The following is a 20758-nucleotide window of genomic DNA, read 5'->3' on the forward strand; positions in this document are numbered from 1 at the left end:
CAAGGAACCGAACGAGGACCAAATACAATGGCTTACGCCTTACTGCCGGTGGTCGGCACATGAGCCTGGCATTCATCGACTTTCTGACCTACGTGCTGTTCGGCCTGAAGATCCTCGCGATCGTCCTGGCCTCGCTGATGTTCCTGCTGGGCCTGGATGACCTGTTCATCGACCTGTGTTTCTGGGGCCGCAAGCTGATCCGGCGCTTCCGCATCTATGACAAATACGAAAAGGCCGACGAGAAGCGCCTGTTCGAAGTGCCGGAAAAACCCTTGGCCATCATGGTGCCGGCCTGGAACGAAGTGGGTGTGGTGGGCGAAATGGCGCGCCTCGCCGCCTCGACCATCGACTACGAGAACTATCAGATCTTCGTCGGCACCTACCCCAATGACCCGCAAACCCAGGCCGATGTCGACGCGGTGTGCCTGCACTACCCCAACGTACACAAGGTGGTCTGCGCGCGCCCCGGCCCCACCAGCAAGGCTGACTGTCTGAACAACATCATCGACGCCCTGCTGCGTTTCCAGCAGGACGCCGGTATCGAATTCGCCGGTTTCATCCTGCACGACGCCGAAGACGTGATCTCGCCCATGGAGCTGCGCCTGTTCAACTACCTGCTGCCGAACAAGGACATGATCCAGATCCCGGTGTACCCCTATGCACCGGAATGGAAAGGCTTCACCGCCGGCCACTACGTCGATGAGTTTGCCGAGAATCACGGCAAGGACGTGATCGTGCGCGAAGCCTTGACCGGTCAGGTACCGAGCGCCGGCGTCGGGACCTGTTTCAGCCGCCGCGCCATCGCCGCGCTGCTCGAGGATGGCGACGGCATCGCCTTCGACGTGCAGAGCCTTACCGAAGACTACGACATCGGCTTTCGCCTGAAGCAAAAGGGCATGAAGTGCATTTTTGCCCGCTATTCCATCACCGACCCGGCGCTGACCCTGAAGCAGGAATGGCGCCCGGGCATGAGCCGTGAATTCTCCCAGGTGATCTGCGTACGCGAGCATTTTCCGCGCGACTGGCAACATGCCATTCGGCAGAAATCGCGGTGGATCGTCGGCATCGTGTTCCAGGGCACCAGCAACCTTGGCTGGAGCCGCAAAGGCGCCCTCAACTACTTCCTCTGGCGTGACCGTCGCGGGCTGTTCGCCTACCTGCTTAGCTTCCTGGTCAACCTGTTGCTGCTGGTGCTGCTGGCCATGTGGCTGGTCACGGTAATTGCGCCAGAGTCATGGCGCTTCATGTCCATCCTCGATGACAGCCCGCTGTTGGCCACCCTGCTGTGGCTGAACGGGCTGCTGCTGGTCAACCGCCTGTTCCAGCGCGCCTGGTTCGTCACCCGCTTCTATGGTATTGGCGAGGGCCTGCTGTCCGCGCCGCGGATGATGTGGAGCAACTTCGTCAACTTCTTCGCCAACCTGCGCGCCTTGCGCCAGGTGATGGAAATGGGCGACTCGCGGCGCGTGGCCTGGGACAAGACCACTCACGAATTTCCTGCCATTGCCGCGCCAGCCCGCACCCCGCTGGGCCAACGCCTGGTGGCCAAGGGCCTGATCAGCGACGAACAGCTGCAACAGGCGATCACCAGCCCGGTACGCCGACGCCTGGGCCGCGAGCTGCTGCTGCGCGGCTGGCTGGACAGCGAACAGCTGGTAGCGACCCTGGCCGAACAACTCGACCTGCCCTGGGCACCGCTCAACCCGTTCAAGCTTGACCCACAACTGATCGCCAAACTGCCACGCAAGCTGGCGACCCACTATGGCGTGTTACCGGTGGACGAAGACGGCAACACGCTGATCCTGGCCAGCGAAAGCCCGGTCAGCCAGGTGTCGCTGGGGGTCATGAGCCGTCAACTGAAACGCCCGGTCAGCGCCCGCCTGGCGCCACAGGGTCGGGTAACCCTGGGCCTGCGCTACCACTACCCGAGCCCCTGGCAAAAGCCGGAAACCCGCGAGATGCTGGCCGTCCTGGAACGCAACCAGGACGACGAAGCGCTGCTGGAACGGGTCAGCCACCACCAGGTGATGCTGGGTGCCCTGTTGCAGGTGCGCGGCATGGTACCGGTCACCCTGTTCAACCAGGCGCTGATCGACTTCAACCCCGAACAGCAAAGCCTCGGCGAATACCTGATCACTCGCGGCATCATCACCGAGCAGGTGCTGCAGCAGGCCCTGATCGAACAGGCCAGCGAACAGCAGGCCGCCTTTGACCTGACCCGGGAGGTGGCATGAAGCCGCGCTTTTCCCTCACTTTCACTGGCCTGTTGCTGTGCTCCGCCGCCCTGCCCGCTGCTGCCTCGACGCCGATGACCGACTTCCAGCGGTTCACCAGCTACCCGTTCATGGAGCGCAGCTACCGCGAGGCGAAGAAGGACAACTGGGCCGAGGTCGAGCGCCTGACCCGCCATGTGCTCGACCGGGTACCGAACAATGACGAAGCGCGCTCGCTATTGGTGGAGGCCCTGGCCCATCAACGCCGCTACAAGGAGGCCGAAGCGCTGGCCGCGCAACTGGGCGACAGCCCGGTGCATGCCAACGCCCTGCTCGAACTGCGCCTGAGCTGGATCGAGCAGGACCCACCCCCGGCCAGCGAGGTGGAGCGCTGGCTGGCCAGCAGCGCTGGCGCCCAGCGTGTACATCTGTGGCAGGCCTATAGCTTGAGCCTGGCCAAGTCCGGCGGAGCCGCCAGGGCGCTGGACTGGCTCAATCACCTGCCACCACAGGAAGATGGCCAGGTCTTGCGCCTGGCCAAGGCCAACTTTGCCGAACAGCTGCGTAACTGGAAGGAAACCATCGAACAGCTGCAGCCACTGGCTGCCCAGCGCCCCATCCGCCGAAGCCGCCAACCAGGCTCGCCTGGCCATGGCCAACCGGGCCATCGCCGTCGGCCAGAACCAGCAGGCCCAGCGCTGGCTGCAAGCGCTGCCGGCCGCGCAACTGAACCAGCCGGTACAGCGCCAGCAGCTGTGGGAACTGGCTCGCCAGGGGCAGGACGCCGCGCTGGTCCAACGCCTGAGCAACGAACTGCAACGCCCCTGCCTGGAAACCGTCGACTGGCTGTCGCGCCGTGACCCGGCGCTGGCGCGCGAGCAGTTCAAGGGCTGCAATACCAGCACCGACCCAAAGGCCTACGCCGTGCTCAGACAGCGCCTTTACGGCGACCCACCCCAGCCACCGCAACCACGCACAGCCGCCGAATGGGAGAAGCGCTACCGGCAAAGCGGCGACCTGGCCGCACTGGAACAAACCACCTTCCTGCTGACGCAGCAAGGCCACACCGATCATGCCCGGCAACTGCTGGAGCAGGCCTACGACCGCCGCCAGGGCCGCCTCACGCCGTCGCTGCTGCAGCGCCTGGGCAACCTGTATGCACGTAACGACGGGCCGCTGCAGCGCCAGCGCATGCTTGGCCTGATTCCCCAGGTCGATGTCAATACCCGCGCCCAGCTGCTCGGCCGCCTGGCCGAGGCTGGCCACTGCGATGCCGTGCGCCAGGTGATACCGGCCACCCCCAGCGAACCCGGCCAATACCGCGCGCTGGGCCGCTGCGCCATGCCCGACCAGCCCGGAGAAGCCGTCGTCTACTACCAGGCCGCCGAGCGCCTGGGCGACCGCGGCAGCCGCCTGCCGCTGGCCTATGCCCTCGAGGCCGCCGGCGATTCCGAGGCTGCCCTGGCCATCTGGCGCAGCTTGCCAGACAGTACCTGGACCGAAAACGCCCGCCTTACCGCTGCGCGTGGCGCGCTGAACGCCGGTGACCCGCAGGCGGCACGGCGCTATTGGGAAGCTGCCGGGCACCATAGCGCCGACGATTGGGCGCTGGGTGCCGCTATCGCCCAGCAGCAAGGCGATTATCAGGCGGCGCTGGGCTTGCAGCGCCAGGCCCTGGCGCATGACCCGCGAGCCGACCATTACTACGCTGCCGCCAGCACCGCGCAACTGGCCGGCGACCGCGCGCAAAGCACCGCCTGGCTGGCCGAAGCCGTGCGCCTGGCCCCGGACCAACCGCGTTATCGCGCCGACTACGGCATGCGCCTGGCCGGCTCGGCCGACAAAGCCCAGCGCCGCCAGTCAATCCCGTTGCTGGAGCGTGCCACCCACGACTTCCCTGAGGACTACCGCCTGGGCGAGACGCTGGCCCTGCGCTACGACGAAGTCGAAGACAGCGCCGCCGCACGTCGCCAGCTGCGCCGGGTGCTGGATGTGGAGCAGGACCTGGTCGACGGTGGCGATGAATATGGCAGCCTGGAAGCCCGCAAGTATCGCCAGCGCCGGGCCCATGAAAGCCTGTCGCGGCGCGACACCATCACCCTGGCCAGCACCTGGTCGCCGGCCGGTACCTCGACCAACGACAGGTTCCTCGACAATGGCCAGCGCGGTGGCACCGCGCGCCAGGCACAATCGCAGAACGTGCAGCTGGCCATGTGGGACCATGCCCTGGGTGAAGAGCCCAGCCGCAACGGCAGCACCCTGTCGGTGTATGGCCGGGTGCTGTTCGGTGGGCAAAACCGTACCGACTACGCACAAAGCATGGGCACCGGCGTCGGCCTGCGCTACAAGCCGCTCGGCCAGGCCAACCTCAACCTGTACGCCGAGCTGTACCACCAGCGCCAGGTCGACGAGGCGCACTACCGCGGCCTGAGCCTCGGCCAGTTGCTGAGCCCGGCCAAGGTCGGCGGCAACTGGGGCGACCTGCGCCAGCATGCCGAGTCGAGCAATGACCTGCTGTTGCGCGCCACCGCCTCGTTCCTCGACCAGGGCGCCTGGCGCAACGACTGGCGGGTCGATGAAGACGACTGGAACGAGCGCTTCCTCTACCTCGACGCCGCCTGGTGGACCCGCGCCGGCGACCACGCCTGGTTGTCACGCTACCAGCAGGGCCACACCTGGAAGCTGCCGGGCAGTTCACCGCAAACCCTCATGCCGTACGGCTTTGTCGAGTTCTCCAGTCAGGACCCGAGCAACGACTGGCGCCAGGACGCCCGGGCCGGGGTCGGCGTGCGCTGGCAATGGTGGTTCGATGACGACCGCTACAACGCCTATCGCGGTTCGCTGAAAGTGCGTGCCGAATACCAGCAAGCGCTGGGTGGCAATCTATACGAGCGCGCCAACGGCGTGCTGGTCGGTGCGGAGATGACCTTCTGATGCGTACGTTCCTGGCCCTCTGCCTGCTCGCCCTGTGCCTGCCGGCCAGCGCCGACCAGCGCCTGTTCTACCAGCCCCTCAACCGCGACGCCGGCATCCCCCCCGACCAATGGCAGCAGCTATGGCGGGCCACCGTGGCCCAGGGCGGCAAGACCCTGATCGTGCAATGGAGCGCCTATGGCGACAGCGATTTCGGGGGAGCCCGCGGCTGGCTGGCAAACAGCCTGCGCAGCGCCCAGGCCGAAGGCCTGCAGCTGGTGCTCGGGCTGTACCTGGACCCGGCCTATTACCAGCGCCTCGACGAGCTGGATGGGGACGGCCTGAACAGTTACTGGAAGGCGCAGCTGGGTCGTTCGCTCAACCAGTACCGGCAACTGCGCCAGACCTGGCAGTTGCCGGTGGCTGGCTGGTACCTGCCGATGGAACTGGACGACCTGCATTTTCGTGACGCTGAACGGCGCGATGCACTGTATGGCCAGTTGCAAGCGTTCAACCGCCAGCTCGACAGGCCGCTGCACATCAGTGCTTTCAGCGCGGGCAAACTGTCGCCACGGGCCAATGCTGCCTGGCTGGATCAACTGGCTGGCCTTGGGTTGATGGTGTGGTGGCAAGACGGCACCGGGACCGGGCGCTTGCCCACGCTGGTGCGCCAAAGCTATGAGCAGGCCTTGCCGTGCCGGGTGGGTGTGGTACGCGAGGCGTTCCGCCAGGTGAGCGCGCCAGGGCAGGCGTTCCGGGCCGAGCCCGCCGAACCGCAACTGGGCGGCGGCTGCCATGCCGAGGCGGTGTTCGACTTGCGTTACCGGCCTTGGGCCCGCGGTGTTCTGCCCGACAATTGAGTCGCCAGGCCCATACCTAGAGAGCCGACCGATGTTCAAGACCATCGAAGCGCACGTTCGCAAGCAGGTCGCCCCGGCCGCCCTGCGCGCCGAGTTCCGTCAGCACGAATTCGAGTCCATGCGCCCGTTCTGTTTGCTGGTGTTCTGCGTCAGCATCCTGATCTGGCTGGTCTTCGACCTGATTGTCAGCTTCCTCGGCGGCCAGGGCTTGACCTGGCTGTCCGGGCTGTTCATCGCCCTGCTCGGCTGCCTCACCCTGGTGCTGCGGTTCACCCGCCGCAGCCCTCACTTCGATGTGCTCAACCTGCTGTTCATCATCGTCATCACCCTGGGCATGCGCCTGGTGATCGAAGGCATCCCGGTGGCCCGGCGCCCGGTGTGGCTGGTACTCGGCGTGTCCACCGTGCTGTATGCCGTGTCGGTGCTACCGGTTCGGCGCTGGTCGTTCTTCTGCGCCATGGCCATCACCTGGGTGGTGCTCAACCCGTTCTATCACACCCGTATCGACGTGGATGAGCTCGAAGGCGCCATGCTGCTCAGCTACGCGGTGTTCCTCAGCGGCCTGGTGATCTACAGCTACCTGCAGATGCGCAAGGCCAAGCTGCACAACTTCTATCTGTCCAAGGTGCTGCTGGAACAGGCCTATATCGACGCCCTGACCGAAATCCCCAACCGCCGCTCGTTCATGACCCAGGCCGACCGCCAACTGCGCCTGGCTACGTCCGAGCGCTACCTGGCGATGATCGATATCGACAACTTCAAGCGAGTGAATGACCGTTTCGGCCATGATGTTGGCGATGAGGTGCTCAAGCGCGTGGCCACGCATATCAAGGCGAGCATGAGCGGTTTCGAGTATGCGCGGCTGGGCGGCGAGGAGTTCGCTATCTTTTTCCAGGGGCTGGACCAGCAAGGCGTCGAGCAACGGCTGGCAGGGTTGTGCCAACGGGTACGCGAGGACACTGGCGAGCACCCGGTGACCGTCAGCATCGGCCTGGCCCGGGTCGACCAGGGCGATAGCCTGACCACTGTGCTGGTGCGCGCTGACCGGGCGCTGTATGAAGCCAAGCACACTGGCAAGGACCGCTTCGTGCTGTGGTCGGCCCGGCTGGCAGACAGCGAATAGCAGGCCAGGCGACACATCACCCGGCCGGCAGACGTATCCGGAACTGCGCCCCGCCCAACGCCGACTGCGCCACGGTCAGCGTCCCGCCCTGGCTTTCGATCGCCCGCCGGCTGATCGCCAGCCCCAGGCCAAATCCGCCGGTATTGCGGTCACGGCTACGGTCAAGCCGGTAGAACGGCTGGAAGATCCGCTCACGCTCTTCTACCGGAATGCCTATGCCGTCATCCTCCACCGTCACCAGACACGTACCATCCTCTTCCCGACGAAGACGCAGCAACAAACTTTCATCGCAATAACGCATGGCGTTGCGCACCAGGTTCTGCACCGCCCGTGCCGTCAGCCTGGGGTCCAGGACAAAGCGTGGCAGGTCACCTTCGGCACGCACTTCCCACTTGATGCCACGGCCGTCGAGTTCCTCGGCAAAGCCGCCGAGTACGCTGTCGACCAACTCCAGCAACGACACCTCGACCCGCTCGCGGGCCTGGTCGGCATTGTACAGGCGGCTATAGGACAGCAACTCCAGCACCAGCTCATCCAGTTCCCGTACATGGCCCACCAGCTCCAGCAGGCGTTTGCGGCTGGCCGCTGGTACTTCGTCGAACAGCAGCACCAGGCCGAAATCCAGCCGGGTCAGCGGCGTGCGCAACTCGTGCGACACCGCATTGAGCAGCTCGCGCTGCTGGTTGACGTGGCGTTCCAGGTCGCTGGCCATGGTATCGAACACCCCGGCCAGCTCGCCGATGTTGGAGTGCGGCGAGATGTGCGTGCGCTCGGCCATCTGCCCCTGCCCCAGGCGCCGGGCGGTTTCTTTCAAGCGCTCCAGGTCGCGCCAGTGCGGCCATACCCACAGCAGCAGGCAGCCGAGCATGACCGCACCGATCAGCACGGTCACCCCCCACGACAACACGTTGATGTCCAGCGGATCGGGGGGTGAATGCAGGCGCACCAGCCATTCCTTGTCCAGCGGCGCCAGTACCGTCTCGTAGTAGCCCCATTCGGCAATGCGCACCGCGTACAGGCCATGTTCCAGGCGCGCCTGTTCGGCCTCGCTCAAGCCGGCCTGGTCCATGCGCAACAGCTGCAATTGCAGCGGGGCGAAATCCCTGGCCAGTTCCTGTTCCACCGCTGGCCACTGCTCGCGCGGGGCCTGGCGGAACTGGCGCACGATCAGCGCCTGCACGCCCTTGGCCTGGTCCAGGTTGTAGGCCATGAAGCGCTCCTGGAACAGGCCGACGATGGTGTCAGGGATGAGCAGCAGCGCGCCGGCATAGGCAACGATGATGACCAGGTACAGGCGCACCAGGATCTTGAGCATGGCCGATCAGCACTCCCACTCGACGCGGCTGAACAGGTAGCCCTTGCCCCACACGGTCTTGATCTTGCGCGCTTCACCAGCGTTGTCGTCGAACTTGCGCCGCAGCTTGGAAATGGCCACGTCCACCGAGCGGTCGGTGCCGTTGAACTCGATGCCGCGCAGTTGCTGCAGGATACGGTCGCGGTTCAGCACCTCGCCGGCATTGCGCGCCAGCACCACCAGCAGGTTGTACTCGCCGCTGGACAGCTCCACTTCTTCGCCGCGCCAGCTCACCGTGCGCTCGGCCAGGTTGATGCGCAGGCCACCGATCAGGATCAGGTCGTTGTCCAGGCGTGGCTCGTGGACACTGCTGCGGCGCAGCAGCGTGCGCACGCGGGCCAGCAGTACGCGCGGCTCGCAGGGTTTGGTCACGTAGTCGTCGGCGCCCATTTCCAGGCCCAGGACCTGGTCATGGCTGTCGTCGCGGGCGGTCAGCATCAGGATCGGCAGGCTTTGCGATTCCTGGCGCAGCAGACGACACAGCTGCAGGCCATCGATCCCGGGCAGCATCAGGTCGAGGATGACCAGGTCGGGTTTGTGCCGGCGATACTCGTCCAGCACGTGGTCGCCACGGGCGATGACCTGGACATGGAAGTCGTTGCGTTGCAGGTAGCTGGCGATCAGCTCGGACAGGGCGCTGTCGTCTTCTACCAGGAAACATGTTCGGCATAGGCGGTTGGGCATCTAGGGGGGTGGTAGACCTTGCCGGCCCCTTCGCGGGTAACCCGGTGGAGCGGCCGGTACAGACGTACGCAGAATATAGAACCCTACAGCTCGACAGGCTTGTTCTTCACACTTTTTCACACTCGTCCTACAGGTATTAACAGCCACCCGGGGAACACCTGCCGTAGCATATAGGCGGTCATCATCGGAAGATCCGTATGTCTACTACCCTCCCCCAGCGCCTGCACCGCATGGCGCTTCTGGCGTTTCTGAGCCTGTCCCTGGCCGGCTGCGGCGACAACGCCGAGCAAGACGAACAGGCTGCCACCCCGCAAGTACGGGTGGAAACCCTGCAATTGCAGCCACTGGCCATCAGCAGTGAACTCAGCGGTCGCATCCTGGCGCCACGCACCGCCGAAGTCCGCGCCCGGGTTGCCGGTGTGGTGCTCAAGCGGGTGTACCGCGAAGGCAGCGACGTCAAGCAGGGCGATGTGCTGTTCCTGATCGACCCGGCACCGTTCAAGGCCGACCACGACAGCGCGCGCGCCACCTTGGCCAAGGCCGAGGCCACGCTGTACCAGGCCCGTCTGCAAGAACAGCGCTACCGCGAGCTGGTCGACGACAAGGCCGTCAGCCGTCAGGAATACGACAACGCCAAGGCCGCCTTCCTGCAGGCTGACGCCGCCGTCGCCGAAGCCCGGGCCGCCCTGGAGCGCGCCCGCCTCAACCTGGGCTACGCCACCGTGACCGCGCCGATTTCCGGCCGTATCGGTCGCGCCCTGGTCACCGAAGGTGCGCTGGTCGGGCAGAACGAGAGCACGCCGCTGGCGACCATCCAGCAACTGGACCCGATCCACGCCGATGTCACCCAGTCGACCCGCGAGCTCAACGCCCTGCGCCGTGCCCTGCGGGCGGGCGAGCTGCAGCAGGTTGGCGAGGGCCAGGCCCGCGCCACGCTGATCCAGGATGATGGCAGCGCCTATCCGTTACCCGGCAAGTTGCTGTTCTCCGACATCAGCGTCGACCCCAGCACCAACCAGATCACCCTGCGCAGCGAGTTCCCCAACCCGGACCTCGACCTGCTGCCCGGCAGCTACGTGCGTGTGCGCCTGGAACAGGCCGTGCAGCCCCAGGGCCTGAGCGTGCCGCAACGCGCCATCCTGCGCGACAGCGCCGGCGTGCCCAAGGTGCTGGTGGTCGACCCACAGGCCCGGGTCAGCGAGCGCCAGGTGCTCCTGGGCAGCGCCCAGGGCGACCGCTGGATCGTCAGCCACGGCCTGGCGCCCGGCGAGCGGGTGGTGGTCGAGGGCCTGCAACACGTCAAGGCCGGTGACCAGGTGCAGGTCGACAACGCATCCGGGGCAGCGCCCATCGCACAGCACACTGGCCAGTGAGGGCCTGATTCATGCCGCAATTCTTCATCGACCGCCCGGTGTTCGCCTGGGTGGTCGCACTGTTCATCCTGCTGGCCGGCGCGCTGGCCATCCCGCAACTGCCGGTGGCCCAGTACCCCAATGTGGCACCGCCGCAGGTGGAAATCTACGCCGTGTACCCGGGCGCCTCGGCGGCGACCATGGACGAAAGCGTGGTCAGCCTGATCGAGCAGGAGCTCAACGGCGCCGACAACCTGCTGTACTTCGAGTCGCAGAGCAGCCTGGGCAGCGCCACCATCACCGCCACGTTCGCCCCGGGCACCAACCCTGACCTGGCCCAGGTCGACGTGCAGAACCGCTTGAAGGTGGTCGAGTCGCGCCTGCCGCGCCCGGTCACCCAGCAGGGGCTGCAGGTGGAGAAGGTATCCACCGGTTTCCTGTTGCTGGCCACGCTCACTTCCGAGGACGGCAAGCTCGACGAAACCGCCCTGTCGGATATTCTCGCGCGCAACGTGATGGATGAGATCCGCCGCCTCAAGGGCGTCGGCAAGGCCCAGCTGTACGGCTCGGAGCGCGCCATGCGCATCTGGATCGACCCGCGCAAGCTGATCGGTTTCAACCTCACGCCCAACGACGTGGCCGCAGCCGTGGCGGCGCAGAACATCCAGGTGGCGCCGGGCAGCATCGGCGACCTGCCCGGCCGCAGCACCCAGGAAATCACCGCCAACGTGGTGGTCAAGGGCCAGTTGAGCACCCCCGAGGAATTCGCCGCCATTGTCCTGCGCGCCAACCCGGACGGTTCCAGCGTTACCATCGGTGATGTCGCCCGGGTCGAGATCGGCGCCCAGGAGTACCAGTACGGCACCCGCCTGAACGGTAAGCCGGCCACCGCCTTCAGCGTGCAGCTGGCACCGGGTGCCAACGCCATGGAAACCGCCACGCTGGTGCGGGCGAAGATGCAGGAACTGGCGCGCTACTTCCCCGAAGGCGTCAGGTATGACATCCCCTACGACACCTCGCCGTTCGTCAAGGTGTCGATCCAGCAGGTGATCAACACCCTGTTCGAGGCCATGCTGCTGGTGTTCGCCGTGATGTTCCTGTTCCTGCAGAACCTGCGCTACACCCTGATCCCGACCCTGGTGGTGCCGGTGGCGCTGATGGGCACCTTCGCCGTGATGCTGGCCATGGGCTTCTCGGTCAACGTGCTGACCCTGTTCGGCATGGTGCTGGCCATCGGCATCCTGGTCGACGATGCCATCGTGGTGGTGGAAAACGTCGAGCGGATCATGGCCGAGGAAGGCCTGCCGCCCAAAGCGGCCACGCGCAAGGCCATGGGCCAGATCAGTGGCGCCATCGTCGGCATCACCCTGGTGCTGGTTGCAGTGTTCCTGCCCATGGCCTTCATGCCAGGTTCGGTGGGCGTGATCTACCAGCAGTTCTCGCTGTCGATGGCGGTGTCGATCCTGTTCTCGGCGTTTCTTGCCCTCAGCCTGACCCCGGCACTATGCGTCACCCTGCTCAAGCCGGTGGCCAAGGGCGAGCAGCATGAGCGCAAAGGTTTCTTCGGCTGGTTCAACCGCCGTTTCGAGAGCATGAGCAACGGCTACCAGCGCTGGGTGCTGCAGGCGCTCAGGCGCAGCGGCCGCTACCTGCTGGTGTACGCGGTGCTGCTGGCCGTGCTGGGCTATGGCTTCAGCCAGTTGCCGACGGCGTTCCTGCCCACCGAAGACCAGGGCTACACCATCACCGATATCCAGCTGCCGCCAGGCGCCAGCCGCATGCGCACCGAACAGGTGGCGGCCCAGATCGAGGCACACAACGCCGAGGAGCCGGGCGTAGGCAACACCACGCTGATTCTCGGCTTCAGCTTCTCGGGGAGCGGGCAGAACGCGGCACTGGCCTTCACCACGCTCAAGGACTGGTCCGAGCGCAGTGGCGACGACAGCGCCCAGTCGATTGCCGACCGCGCGACCCTGGCCTTCACCCAGCTCAAGGACGCCGTGGCGTTCTCCGTGTTGCCGCCACCAATCGATGGCCTCGGCGAGTCGACCGGTTTCGAGTTCCGCCTGCAGGACCGCGGCGGCATGGGCCACGCCGCGCTGATGGCAGCCCGGGACGAGCTACTGGCCAGCGCCGGCAAGAGCAAGGTGCTGGCCAACGTACGCGAAGCCTCGTTGGCGGAAAGCCCGCAGATCCAGCTGGAAATCGACCGCCGCCAGGCCAACGCCCTTGGCGTGTCGTTCGCCGATATCGGCTCGGTGCTCGATGTGGCCGTTGGCTCCAGCTACGTCAATGACTTCCCCAACCAGGGCCGCATGCAGCGGGTGGTGGTGCAGGCCGAAGGCGACCAGCGCAGCCAGGTCGAAGACCTGCTGAAGATCCACGTGCGCAACGACAGTGGCAAGATGGTGCCGTTGGGCGCTTTCGTCCAGGCCAGATGGGTCAGTGGCCCGGTGCAACTGACCCGCTACAACGGCTATCCGGCGGTGTCGGTTTCCGGCGAACCGGCAGCCGGCTACAGCTCGGGCGAAGCCATGGCCGAGATCGAGCGCCTGGTGGCCCGGCTGCCGGCTGGTTCAGGCCTGGAGTGGACCGGCCTGTCGCTGCAGGAGCGCCTGTCCGGCAGCCAGGCACCACTGTTGATGGCGCTGTCATTGCTGGTGGTGTTCCTGTGTCTGGCGGCGCTGTATGAAAGCTGGTCGATCCCCACCGCAGTGCTGCTGGTGGTGCCGCTTGGCGTGCTCGGCGCGGTGCTGGCCGTCACCCTGCGCGGCATGCCCAACGACGTGTTCTTCAAGGTTGGCCTGATCACCCTGATCGGTTTGTCGGCGAAGAACGCCATTCTCATCATCGAGTTCGCCAAGAGCCTGGTCGACCAGGGTGTCGATGCCGTCGACGCGGCCGTGCAAGCCGCCCGCCTGCGCCTGCGCCCGATCGTGATGACTTCGCTGGCGTTCATCCTCGGTGTGGTGCCGTTGGCCATTGCCAGCGGCGCCAGCTCGGCGAGCCAGCAGGCGATCGGCACCGGGGTGATCGGCGGCATGCTCAGCGCCACCCTGGCGGTGGTGTTCGTGCCGGTGTTCTTCGTGGTGGTGATGCGCGTGGCGGGACGACGTCGATCGCGTGACACCGACCTGGCCGGCGCCAACAGCGAAAGCTGACTGGACAAGCGTCACATGACATGGGAGGGTTCCCGGCAATGACTGCCCGGACCCTTTTTCATGCCTGATGCACTGCCACCCTGCTCGATCCTCATTCTCGCCGGTGGCCGCGGCCAACGCATGGGTGGGCGCGACAAAGGCCTGGTCGACTGGCACGGCGTACCGCTGATCGCGCATGTACAACGCGTGGTGCGCCCGCTCAGCAATGACCTGGTGATTTCCTGCAACCGTAACCAGGCGGCTTACCGGGCGTACGCAGACCAGTTGGTGGGCGATGCCGAGGCGGACTACCCCGGGCCGTTGGCGGGGGTGATTGCCGGGCTCAAGGTGGCGCGGCATGAATGGGTGGTGCTGCTGGCCTGTGATGCGCCGCTGGTTGACCAGGGGTTGATCGAGGACCTGCTACGGCTGGCGGTGACCAGCGACAGTGCGGCCATGGTGCGCCAGGGTGGGTACTGGCAGCCGATGTTCAGCGTGCTGCCGCGCCGGGCGTTGCCGGTGCTGGAGCAGGCCTGGGCGGCGGGTGAACGGAGCTTGCAGAAGGCCTTGCTGCGCGAGAATGTACAAGGGCTGGAGTGTGCCGAGGGGGATCGCCGGCTGAGCAACTTCAACAGCCCGGAGTTGCTGCTGGGCTGAAGGCCTGGCCATCAGGCCCGCAGGTTACTGCGCGATGCCATTCCCCTTCAGCGGGTGGTCTACCTGGCCGACAGTTCCTCGACACTGATCTCGCGCATGCGGAACTTCTGCACCTTGCCGGTCACCGTCATCGGGAACGCGTCGACAAAACGGAAGTAGCGCGGCACCTTGAAGTGCGCAATCCGTGCCTTCGCCCACTCGCGCAGTTGTTCCTCGCTGGCTACCTGCCCTGGATGCAGCCGTACCCAGGCGACGATCTCTTCGCCGTACTTGCTGCAGGGCACGCCGATCACCTGCACATCGGCCACCGCCGGGTGGGTATGGAAGAACTCCTCCAGTTCACGTGGGTAGATGTTCTCGCCACCGCGAATGATCATGTCCTTGCTGCGCCCGACAATGCGCACGTAGCCCTGCTCGTCCATCAGCGCCAGGTCGCCGGTGTGCATCCAGCCGTCCTGGTCAATGCTTTCGGCGGTGGCCTCGGGGTTGTTCCAGTAGCCCAGCATCACACTGTATCCACGCGTGCACAGCTCGCCAACCTCACCGCGCGGCACGGTGTTGCCGTCGCCATCGACCACTTTGTTCTCCAGCCGCGGCTGGGTGCGCCCGACGCTGGTCACGCGACGCTCCAGGTCGTCGCTGGCGCCGGTCTGCAGCGAGACCGGGCTGGTCTCGGTCATGCCATAGGCAATCTGCACCTCGGCCATGTGCATCTCGCTGATCACCCGGCGCATCACCTCGATCGGACAGGTGGCGCCGGCCATGATCCCGGTACGCAGGCTGGACAGGTCGAATTCACCGCGCTGCGGGTGGTCCAGTTCGGCGATGAACATGGTCGGCACGCCGTACAACGCAGTGGCCCGTTCTTCCGCCACCGCGCGTAGCGTGGCCAGCGGGTCGAACGCGTCACTGGGGTAGATCAGGGTACTGCCGTGGGTCATGCAGCCGAGGTTGGCCATGACCATGCCGAAGCAGTGGTACAACGGTACCGGCACCACCAGCCGGTCATGTTCGGTCAGGCCCAGGCTTTCGCCGACCATGTAGCCGTTGTTGAGGATATTGCTGTGGCTGAGCGTGGCACCTTTGGGGAAGCCGGTGGTGCCCGAGGTGTACTGGATGTTGATCGGGTCATCGCAGTGCAGTTGTGCCTGGCGCCCGGCCAGGGCCTCGCGGCTGACGGCTGCGGCTCGGGCTTGCAGGTCCTGCCAGGCGAGGAAGCCCGCCGGTGGCGTAGCGGCCAGGCTGATGACCCCGTGCAGTTCCGGAAAACGCTCGCAGGCCAGGGCACCCGGCTGGCCACAGGCCAGGCCTGGCACCAGGCCCTGCAGCATGGCGTGGTAGTCGGAACTCTTGAATGCGTCGGCGCAGACCACCCAACGGCAGCCGGACTGGCCGAGGGCATAGTCCAGTTCGCTGGAACGGTAGGCCGGGTTGATATTGACCAGTATCGCGCCAACCTTGGCGCTGGCGAACTGAGTGATGCACCACTCGGCGCAATTGGGTGCCCAGATACCCAGGCGGTCGCCGGGCTGCACGCCCAGCGCCATCAGCGCCCGGGCGTGCTGGTCGACGGCATCGGCCAGTTGCTGCCAGGTGTAGCGCAGGGCCTGGTGGCGGACTACCAGGGCTTCGCGATCGGGGAAGCGGGCAACGGTGCTGTCGAAGGCGTCGCCGATGCATTGGCTGAGCAAGGGCTTTGCAGGGTTGCCCTGGGTGTAGCTTGGTAGGGCCATGGGCGTTCTCTTGTTCTTGTATGGTTTGAACCGGCCTGTTCGCGGGCGAGTCCGCGACCAGGCCCATACCGATCTAGCGGACGAACACCTGCGGCGTAGTGGTCGACATGTCGCCACCGGGCAGTTTGATGTTCCTCACCTTCTCCAGGGTATCCGGATCGAACACCGCCAGGTCGTTGAAGGTACCGCCCAGGTACAGCTTGTCGCCCTTGCGATCGAAGGTGACGCAGTAGTAAGTGTGGTCCAGATTGGCCGCCTTGATCAGCTTGCGCTGCTTGATGTCGTACTTGGCCAGGCGGTTGAGCACACCGTAGATCTGGTTCGGGTCTTTCGGCGAACGCAGCCCGGTGAAGTACAGCTCGGTGAGGTCGGCGAACTCCTGGGTGTGGGTCTTGCCGGTCTTCAGGTCGACGCTCAGGTAGCCATACAGCAGGTCGGCAGTGGCTGGGTCCTGCTTGTCGTCCTTGAACCGGGCAATGGTGTACAGCATCGAGAACTCGTGGCGCGGGCTCTGGTGCGGCCAGAAGTACAGCACGTCCGGGGCGCTGTAGCCCTTGCGCTGCCAGTTGCGCAGCGGTAGCGCCACCGTGTACTTGCCAGTGCGCACGTCCATCTTGTAGATGTCCGGCCCGGCAACGTACAGGCTGCCATCGTCCGCGGCGCGCATCAGGTACACCTGGCGCGGCATCGGGAAACTGCGCACGGGCTTCGCCTGCAGGCCATCGGCAGTACTGAACACCTCAAGCCGCGGTGGCTTGACCACGTAGTGGTCGTTCAGGCGCTGGGTCGGGTTGACCGTGGCGTACACTTCCTTGCCGTCGGGGCTGATGGCAAACGAGTACATCGCCTTGCCCACCTCGCCCGCCACGCTGGACAGGTTGGCATGGAAGGTATTCTTGCAGGTGTCCAGGTCGATGCCGTAGATGTCGCCGTAGTGGTTGTTGAGCACATAGGCGGTGCGGTTGTCCGGCGCCATCATTGCGGTGCCGGGGCCGAACTTGTCGGGCATGACGCAGCTCTTGTACACGCTGTCACTGGCCACATCGACCACATGCAGGTTGTTCGGGTAGTTGGTCACGATCATGTATTCGTGGCCAGCCTTCAGCGCCGGCCCGGTGTCGGCGGCCTGTACCAGCCCGGCGCAGGCCGTGGTGGCGATGGTGAGCGCGAGTGACGCGCAGCGTCCAGCTTTCATGCGGTTTCCCCTTGTCATTCTTGTTGGGCCGGTCACTTGTCTTTCGGGAACACGGTACCGAGGTTGCGCCAGTCTTCGGCCGAGTTGCTCGCCTGGGCGTTCCAGTCCTGGTAGGTGCTCATCATGTCCGGCACCTGGGCCGGCCACCAGCAAGGGTCGGAACAGCCATACAGGTCGGCCTCCATCGGCTGGCACAGCGAGCTGACGCCGCCGAAGGCGTCCACTTCCCAACCCGGGTCGGTGGTGGCGGTGCAACCCGCCACTGCGCTCATGGCCATGACTTCTTCGACGCGGTCCTCGGCAGCGGCCTGCTCGAGGATGCGCGCCTTGTTGTTCAGGGGCTTCAAGTGCTTCATGTCAGTGCGCCTTCCGCGGGGTGATGTAGCGATCGATGAAGGCCGGATTGGCGGCCATGATGCGGCTGTAGACTTCGATGCCGAAATCGACCCAGTCGCGCATCAGTTCGCAATAGTGGTAGGTCGGGTGCTGCGGGTCGCCATAGCGGGCGTAGCTTTCGTGGTAGCAGCCGCCGGAGCACAGGTTGCGGATGCGGCAGCTGTCGCAGCCGGTGTTGCTGCGGTCCAGGCGCTGCGACAGGAAGTCGTTGAGCTGCGCCTGCTTCACCCCCTGGTGCACATTGCCGAAGGTCGGCAGGCTGGAGCCGGTGAAGCGGTGGCACAGGTTCAGCTCGCCCTGGTGATCCACCGCCAGCATCTTCAACCCGGCACCGCACGGCAGGGCCTTCTTGTGCCCTTCGTGGATGTCGGTGATCAGCTGGTGCAGGTTGGAGAAGCCGATGTTGCGGTGCTCCAGCGCCGCCTGCAGGTACTTGCGGCCCAGCGCCTTCATGTTGGCGAACACCTGCACCAGCTCGTCGCCGGTGAGGTTGAAGTCGGCCATGTCGCCGGAGGTGACCGGGGCAAAACCGACCTCGGCAAAGCCCAGCTCGTTGAACAGGTGGTTCCAGATGGTCTCGACGTCGGTGATGCCACGGGTCAGCGTGACCCGCGCGCCCACCGGGCGGCTGGTGTAGCGCGACAGCAGCAGGTCGGCCTTGCGCCGCACCACGTCATAGGTGCCCTGCCCGCCCACGGTGATGCGGTTGCGGTCGTGCACGGTCTTCGGGCCGTCGATGCTGATCGACAGGCCGAAACGGTGGGCGTCGAGCCAGTCGATGATCTCTTCGGTGAGCAGGGTCGCGTTGGTGGTCATGATGAATTCCACCTGCTTGCCGGCTTCGGCGAAACGCCGCTCGCAGTAGGCGACCATGTGCTCGATCAGCGGCCGGTTGGACAGCGGCTCGCCGCCGAAGAACACCACGCTGTAGCGTTCCTCGTCGGGCGATTCCCTGAGCAGCATCTCTACCGAGGCTTCGGCGGTGGCGGTGCCCATTTTTTTGCCGGCAGAAGGTTTGTCCAGGTCTTCCTTGTAGCAATAGGTGCAGCTGAGGTTGCAGCCGGTGTTGACATTGAGCACCACGGTATTCAACGCGGTGCGTTCGACCTGCCTGAGGGCGATTTCCGGGGTCAGCGGCGCGCCGTCGCTGACCAGCTCCAGCGCCATCAGCTCGCGCAGGGTGTCCTGGATATCATCGCCGGCAAACTGCTGGCCAAGGCGCTGCAGCAGCTCCTCGGCCGAGCAGCCTTGCTGGCGCAGGGTATCGATGATGCCGCCGGTCACCGCATCGGCAGTGAACAGCGAACTGCTGGGAATGTGGAACAGCATGCGGTCGGCATCAACCTGCACTTCGTGCAGGTTGCGTTCGACCAGGTTCAGTAGTGCGCCCATGGCGACCTCCCGTTAATCGATCCGTTTGGCAAACCGTAAGCCCTCTGCCCTTACGGCAGCGGCGGGTTGTTCCAGCGCTGTACGGTGACGATCATGTGCCCTTCGCCGGTCTGGCCGCCGTCGGCCAGGGTGGCGATGACCTTCAGGTTGCCGGCGTTGTTGGTCATCATCTTGCGCGCCGGGTTGGGGCCGGCACCGCCGGGCACGAACACGCCATCGGCCTGCATCTGCCCGGCGAACTTGACGTCTTCGTCCTCGACCGCACGCTCGTTGAACGGCTCGACCTTCCAGCTGGCTGGCAGGTAGCCGATGCGCAGTGGCTGGCCGTTGGCGTCCTTGCCCCAGGCCTCGGCCTCGAAGCGGCCCTGCACCTTGGGCACCGAGGCGCCGTTTTCGCCGATGCGGGCGATGGAAAACGCCGGTACCACCTTCACTTCCTCGACCTTGTCGTACACCGCCAGGCTGACGCCCTTGAGTGCGCCTACCGCGACTTCGCGTTGGCCAGGGCTGGCGTCGGCCGCGGCGCGCGCCTTGACCCGAAGCAGGGTTGGCGTCTGCTCCAGCACTTCGACCACGTGCACCCCGGCGCCCAGGTCCGCATTGCCAGCCAGGCCGCTGCCGACCAAGGTGATCTCGCTTTCGCCGCCGGCCTTGATGAAGGCCGGCTGCACGGCCAGCAGGCGCGCCTTGTCCGCTTTCACTGCAGTAAAGTCGAGGCCGCGCTCGTCATGCTCGGCCTCGAACATGCGGCCTTTCATTTCACCGTCCAGCGCGGCGAACACCTGGCGCAGGTTGACCTCGCCAACCTTGACGGTGCCGCGCCATTCGTAGCCGTTGTAGAGGATTGCCGTGCCGCTGCCATTGAACGGCGTGCCGTCGGCGTAGGCCCCCTTGAGCTCCACCTTGAAGGTATCGCCCTGGTCTGCGGTAACGCTCATCACCCCGCGCACATCGCCCTTGGCCAGCATGTGCCCGCTGAACGGCCACTGCCCCGGCAGCGCGTCGGCGTTCGGCTTTGCCTGCTGCCATGCGGCCCATTCCGGGCTTTCCAGTGGGTAGCGCTTGGCCAGCTCAGGCACCACTTGCTGCAAGGCGATCGGCAGCCAGTCGCGGTCACGCGCCTGGGCCTGGTACTCGAGGGATGGCCACTGGCCGAGGTGGAAATTGACCAGGTGTTCCCATTCCTTGGCGGGGCGGCGCTGCAAGGCAACGCGGGCACCCGAGTGACAACGGCCACAGGTTTCACTGAGCTGGGTGTCGAACTGCTCGACGGTGTTCAGTCGGCGCTCCATGGCGTAACGCACGCCATCGGTCTCGCTGGGCGCCAGGCCCTGTTTGTCGGCGAGGTACTTGACCAGGGTACGGCGGTCATCGTCACTGATCTGCAGGCCGTGCATCACCTGCATGCGCGCGATGCTCATCAGCCAGCCTTCGGGTGTTTTACGCTGGTGGCTGATACGGCTGTAGTTGTCGTTGCCTTCGGGGATATGACACCCCATGCACTTGTTCTGCAACAGGCTCGGGCCCTGCTCGGCCGCCATGGCCTGGGTGCTCAGCAGCGCGGCGGCGACCAACGCCAGTTTGCCCGCATGCCGCCGGAGTCGAGTCGTCTTCAAGGTCAGACCTCCACGGTTGTTGTTCTTATGGTTTTCGCACGCTTTGGTACAGCAGATGTGCATGTGTCGGTGGCGATACAGGAACTGTGCCAGGTGCGGTAAAAGTATTTCCTTTCAACCTGTTAGCCGG

Annotated in this window: 13 protein-coding genes and 1 pseudogene; 7 read left to right on the plus strand and 7 right to left on the minus strand. The window is 65.4% G+C overall.

Features of this window, described 5'->3' with window-relative positions; genetic code table 11:
* Nucleotides 1-59 precede the first annotated feature (59 nt).
* The 4 genes and pseudogenes from nfrB (at nt 60) to ACVWZT_RS22230 (ending at nt 7109) form a co-directional block, all read left to right on the plus strand.
* A complete protein-coding gene (gene nfrB / locus ACVWZT_RS22215) occupies nt 60-2234 on the plus strand; it encodes a cyclic di-3',5'-guanylate-activated glycosyltransferase NfrB (RefSeq protein ID WP_457471440.1) in 2175 nt (724 codons plus the stop codon).
* A pseudogene (locus ACVWZT_RS22220) lies at nt 2231-5147 on the plus strand (phage receptor). Before nfrB ends, ACVWZT_RS22220 begins: the two are co-directional and overlap by 4 nt.
* On the plus strand, nt 5147-5986 hold the full coding sequence (locus tag ACVWZT_RS22225) for a DUF4434 family protein (protein ID WP_457471441.1): 840 nt from the start codon (nt 5147-5149) through the stop codon (nt 5984-5986). Before ACVWZT_RS22220 ends, ACVWZT_RS22225 begins: the two are co-directional and overlap by 1 nt.
* Nucleotides 5987-6017: 31 nt before the next feature.
* Nucleotides 6018-7109, plus strand: a complete 1092-nt coding sequence (locus tag ACVWZT_RS22230; RefSeq protein ID WP_457471442.1) for a diguanylate cyclase domain-containing protein — start codon at nt 6018-6020, stop codon at nt 7107-7109.
* A gap of 16 nt (nt 7110-7125) precedes the next feature.
* On the opposite strand, the gene ACVWZT_RS22235 is transcribed toward ACVWZT_RS22230, so the two are convergent.
* On the minus strand, nt 7126-8424 hold the full coding sequence (locus tag ACVWZT_RS22235; protein ID WP_296229765.1) for an ATP-binding protein: 1299 nt from the start codon (nt 8422-8424) through the stop codon (nt 7126-7128).
* Nucleotides 8425-8430: 6 nt separating this feature from the next.
* Nucleotides 8431-9147, minus strand: a complete 717-nt coding sequence (locus tag ACVWZT_RS22240; protein ID WP_457471445.1) for a response regulator — start codon at nt 9145-9147, stop codon at nt 8431-8433.
* 197 nt (nt 9148-9344) lie between these two features.
* On the opposite strand from ACVWZT_RS22240, the gene ACVWZT_RS22245 reads away from it, so the two are divergent.
* The 3 genes from ACVWZT_RS22245 to mobA are packed head-to-tail and all read left to right on the plus strand — an operon-like array spanning nt 9345 to nt 14296.
* Nucleotides 9345-10520, plus strand: a complete 1176-nt coding sequence (locus ACVWZT_RS22245) for an efflux RND transporter periplasmic adaptor subunit (RefSeq protein ID WP_457471447.1) — start codon at nt 9345-9347, stop codon at nt 10518-10520.
* A gap of 11 nt (nt 10521-10531) precedes the next feature.
* On the plus strand, nt 10532-13660 hold the full coding sequence (locus ACVWZT_RS22250) for a multidrug efflux RND transporter permease subunit (RefSeq protein WP_457471449.1): 3129 nt from the start codon (nt 10532-10534) through the stop codon (nt 13658-13660).
* Between the two features lie 60 nt (nt 13661-13720).
* The gene (gene mobA, locus ACVWZT_RS22255; protein WP_457471451.1) at nt 13721-14296 is read left to right on the plus strand and encodes a molybdenum cofactor guanylyltransferase MobA; all 576 of its coding nucleotides are present in this window, start codon (nt 13721-13723) and stop codon (nt 14294-14296) included.
* Nucleotides 14297-14355: 59 nt separating this feature from the next.
* On the opposite strand, the gene ACVWZT_RS22260 is transcribed toward mobA, so the two are convergent.
* The 5 genes from ACVWZT_RS22260 to peaA all read right to left on the minus strand — a co-directional run bounded on the left by ACVWZT_RS22260 (nt 14356) and on the right by peaA (nt 20628).
* Nucleotides 14356-16029 carry a fatty acid CoA ligase family protein gene (locus tag ACVWZT_RS22260; protein WP_457471453.1) on the minus strand — a complete coding sequence of 558 codons (1674 nt, stop codon included), beginning with the start codon at nt 16027-16029 and terminating at the stop codon, nt 14356-14358.
* A 73-nt stretch (nt 16030-16102) separates the two neighbouring features.
* Complete coding sequence (gene peaD, locus ACVWZT_RS22265; RefSeq protein WP_457471455.1) at nt 16103-17224, minus strand: quinohemoprotein amine dehydrogenase subunit beta; 1122 nt, start codon at nt 17222-17224, stop codon at nt 16103-16105.
* A 32-nt stretch (nt 17225-17256) separates the two neighbouring features.
* Nucleotides 17257-17580, minus strand: a complete 324-nt coding sequence (gene qhpC / locus ACVWZT_RS22270; protein ID WP_004375838.1) for a quinohemoprotein amine dehydrogenase subunit gamma — start codon at nt 17578-17580, stop codon at nt 17257-17259.
* 1 nt (nt 17581) lies between these two features.
* On the minus strand, nt 17582-19012 hold the full coding sequence (gene peaB / locus ACVWZT_RS22275; RefSeq protein WP_296229773.1) for a quinohemoprotein amine dehydrogenase maturation protein: 1431 nt from the start codon (nt 19010-19012) through the stop codon (nt 17582-17584).
* 50 nt (nt 19013-19062) lie between these two features.
* Nucleotides 19063-20628, minus strand: a complete 1566-nt coding sequence (gene peaA, locus ACVWZT_RS22280; protein WP_457471457.1) for a quinohemoprotein amine dehydrogenase subunit alpha — start codon at nt 20626-20628, stop codon at nt 19063-19065.
* Between the last annotated feature and the right edge of the window lie 130 nt (nt 20629-20758).

The sequence above is a fragment of the Pseudomonas sp. TE21394 genome (assembly GCF_054057835.1).

Bases quoted from the DNA above. Each gene is read 5' to 3' on its own strand.
- nfrB (WP_457471440.1), top strand. From the start codon at position 60: ATGAGCCTGGCATTCATCGACTTTCTGACCTACGTGCTGTTCGGCCTG.
- ACVWZT_RS22225 (WP_457471441.1), top strand. From the start codon at position 5,147: ATGCGTACGTTCCTGGCCCTCTGCCTGCTCGCCCTGTGCCTGCCGGCC.
- ACVWZT_RS22230 (WP_457471442.1), top strand. From the start codon at position 6,018: ATGTTCAAGACCATCGAAGCGCACGTTCGCAAGCAGGTCGCCCCGGCC.
- ACVWZT_RS22235 (WP_296229765.1), bottom strand. From the start codon at position 8,424: ATGCTCAAGATCCTGGTGCGCCTGTACCTGGTCATCATCGTTGCCTAT.
- ACVWZT_RS22240 (WP_457471445.1), bottom strand. From the start codon at position 9,147: ATGCCCAACCGCCTATGCCGAACATGTTTCCTGGTAGAAGACGACAGC.
- ACVWZT_RS22245 (WP_457471447.1), top strand. From the start codon at position 9,345: ATGTCTACTACCCTCCCCCAGCGCCTGCACCGCATGGCGCTTCTGGCG.
- ACVWZT_RS22250 (WP_457471449.1), top strand. From the start codon at position 10,532: ATGCCGCAATTCTTCATCGACCGCCCGGTGTTCGCCTGGGTGGTCGCA.
- mobA (WP_457471451.1), top strand. From the start codon at position 13,721: ATGCCTGATGCACTGCCACCCTGCTCGATCCTCATTCTCGCCGGTGGC.
- ACVWZT_RS22260 (WP_457471453.1), bottom strand. From the start codon at position 16,029: ATGGCCCTACCAAGCTACACCCAGGGCAACCCTGCAAAGCCCTTGCTC.
- peaD (WP_457471455.1), bottom strand. From the start codon at position 17,224: ATGAAAGCTGGACGCTGCGCGTCACTCGCGCTCACCATCGCCACCACG.
- qhpC (WP_004375838.1), bottom strand. From the start codon at position 17,580: ATGAAGCACTTGAAGCCCCTGAACAACAAGGCGCGCATCCTCGAGCAG.
- peaB (WP_296229773.1), bottom strand. From the start codon at position 19,012: ATGGGCGCACTACTGAACCTGGTCGAACGCAACCTGCACGAAGTGCAG.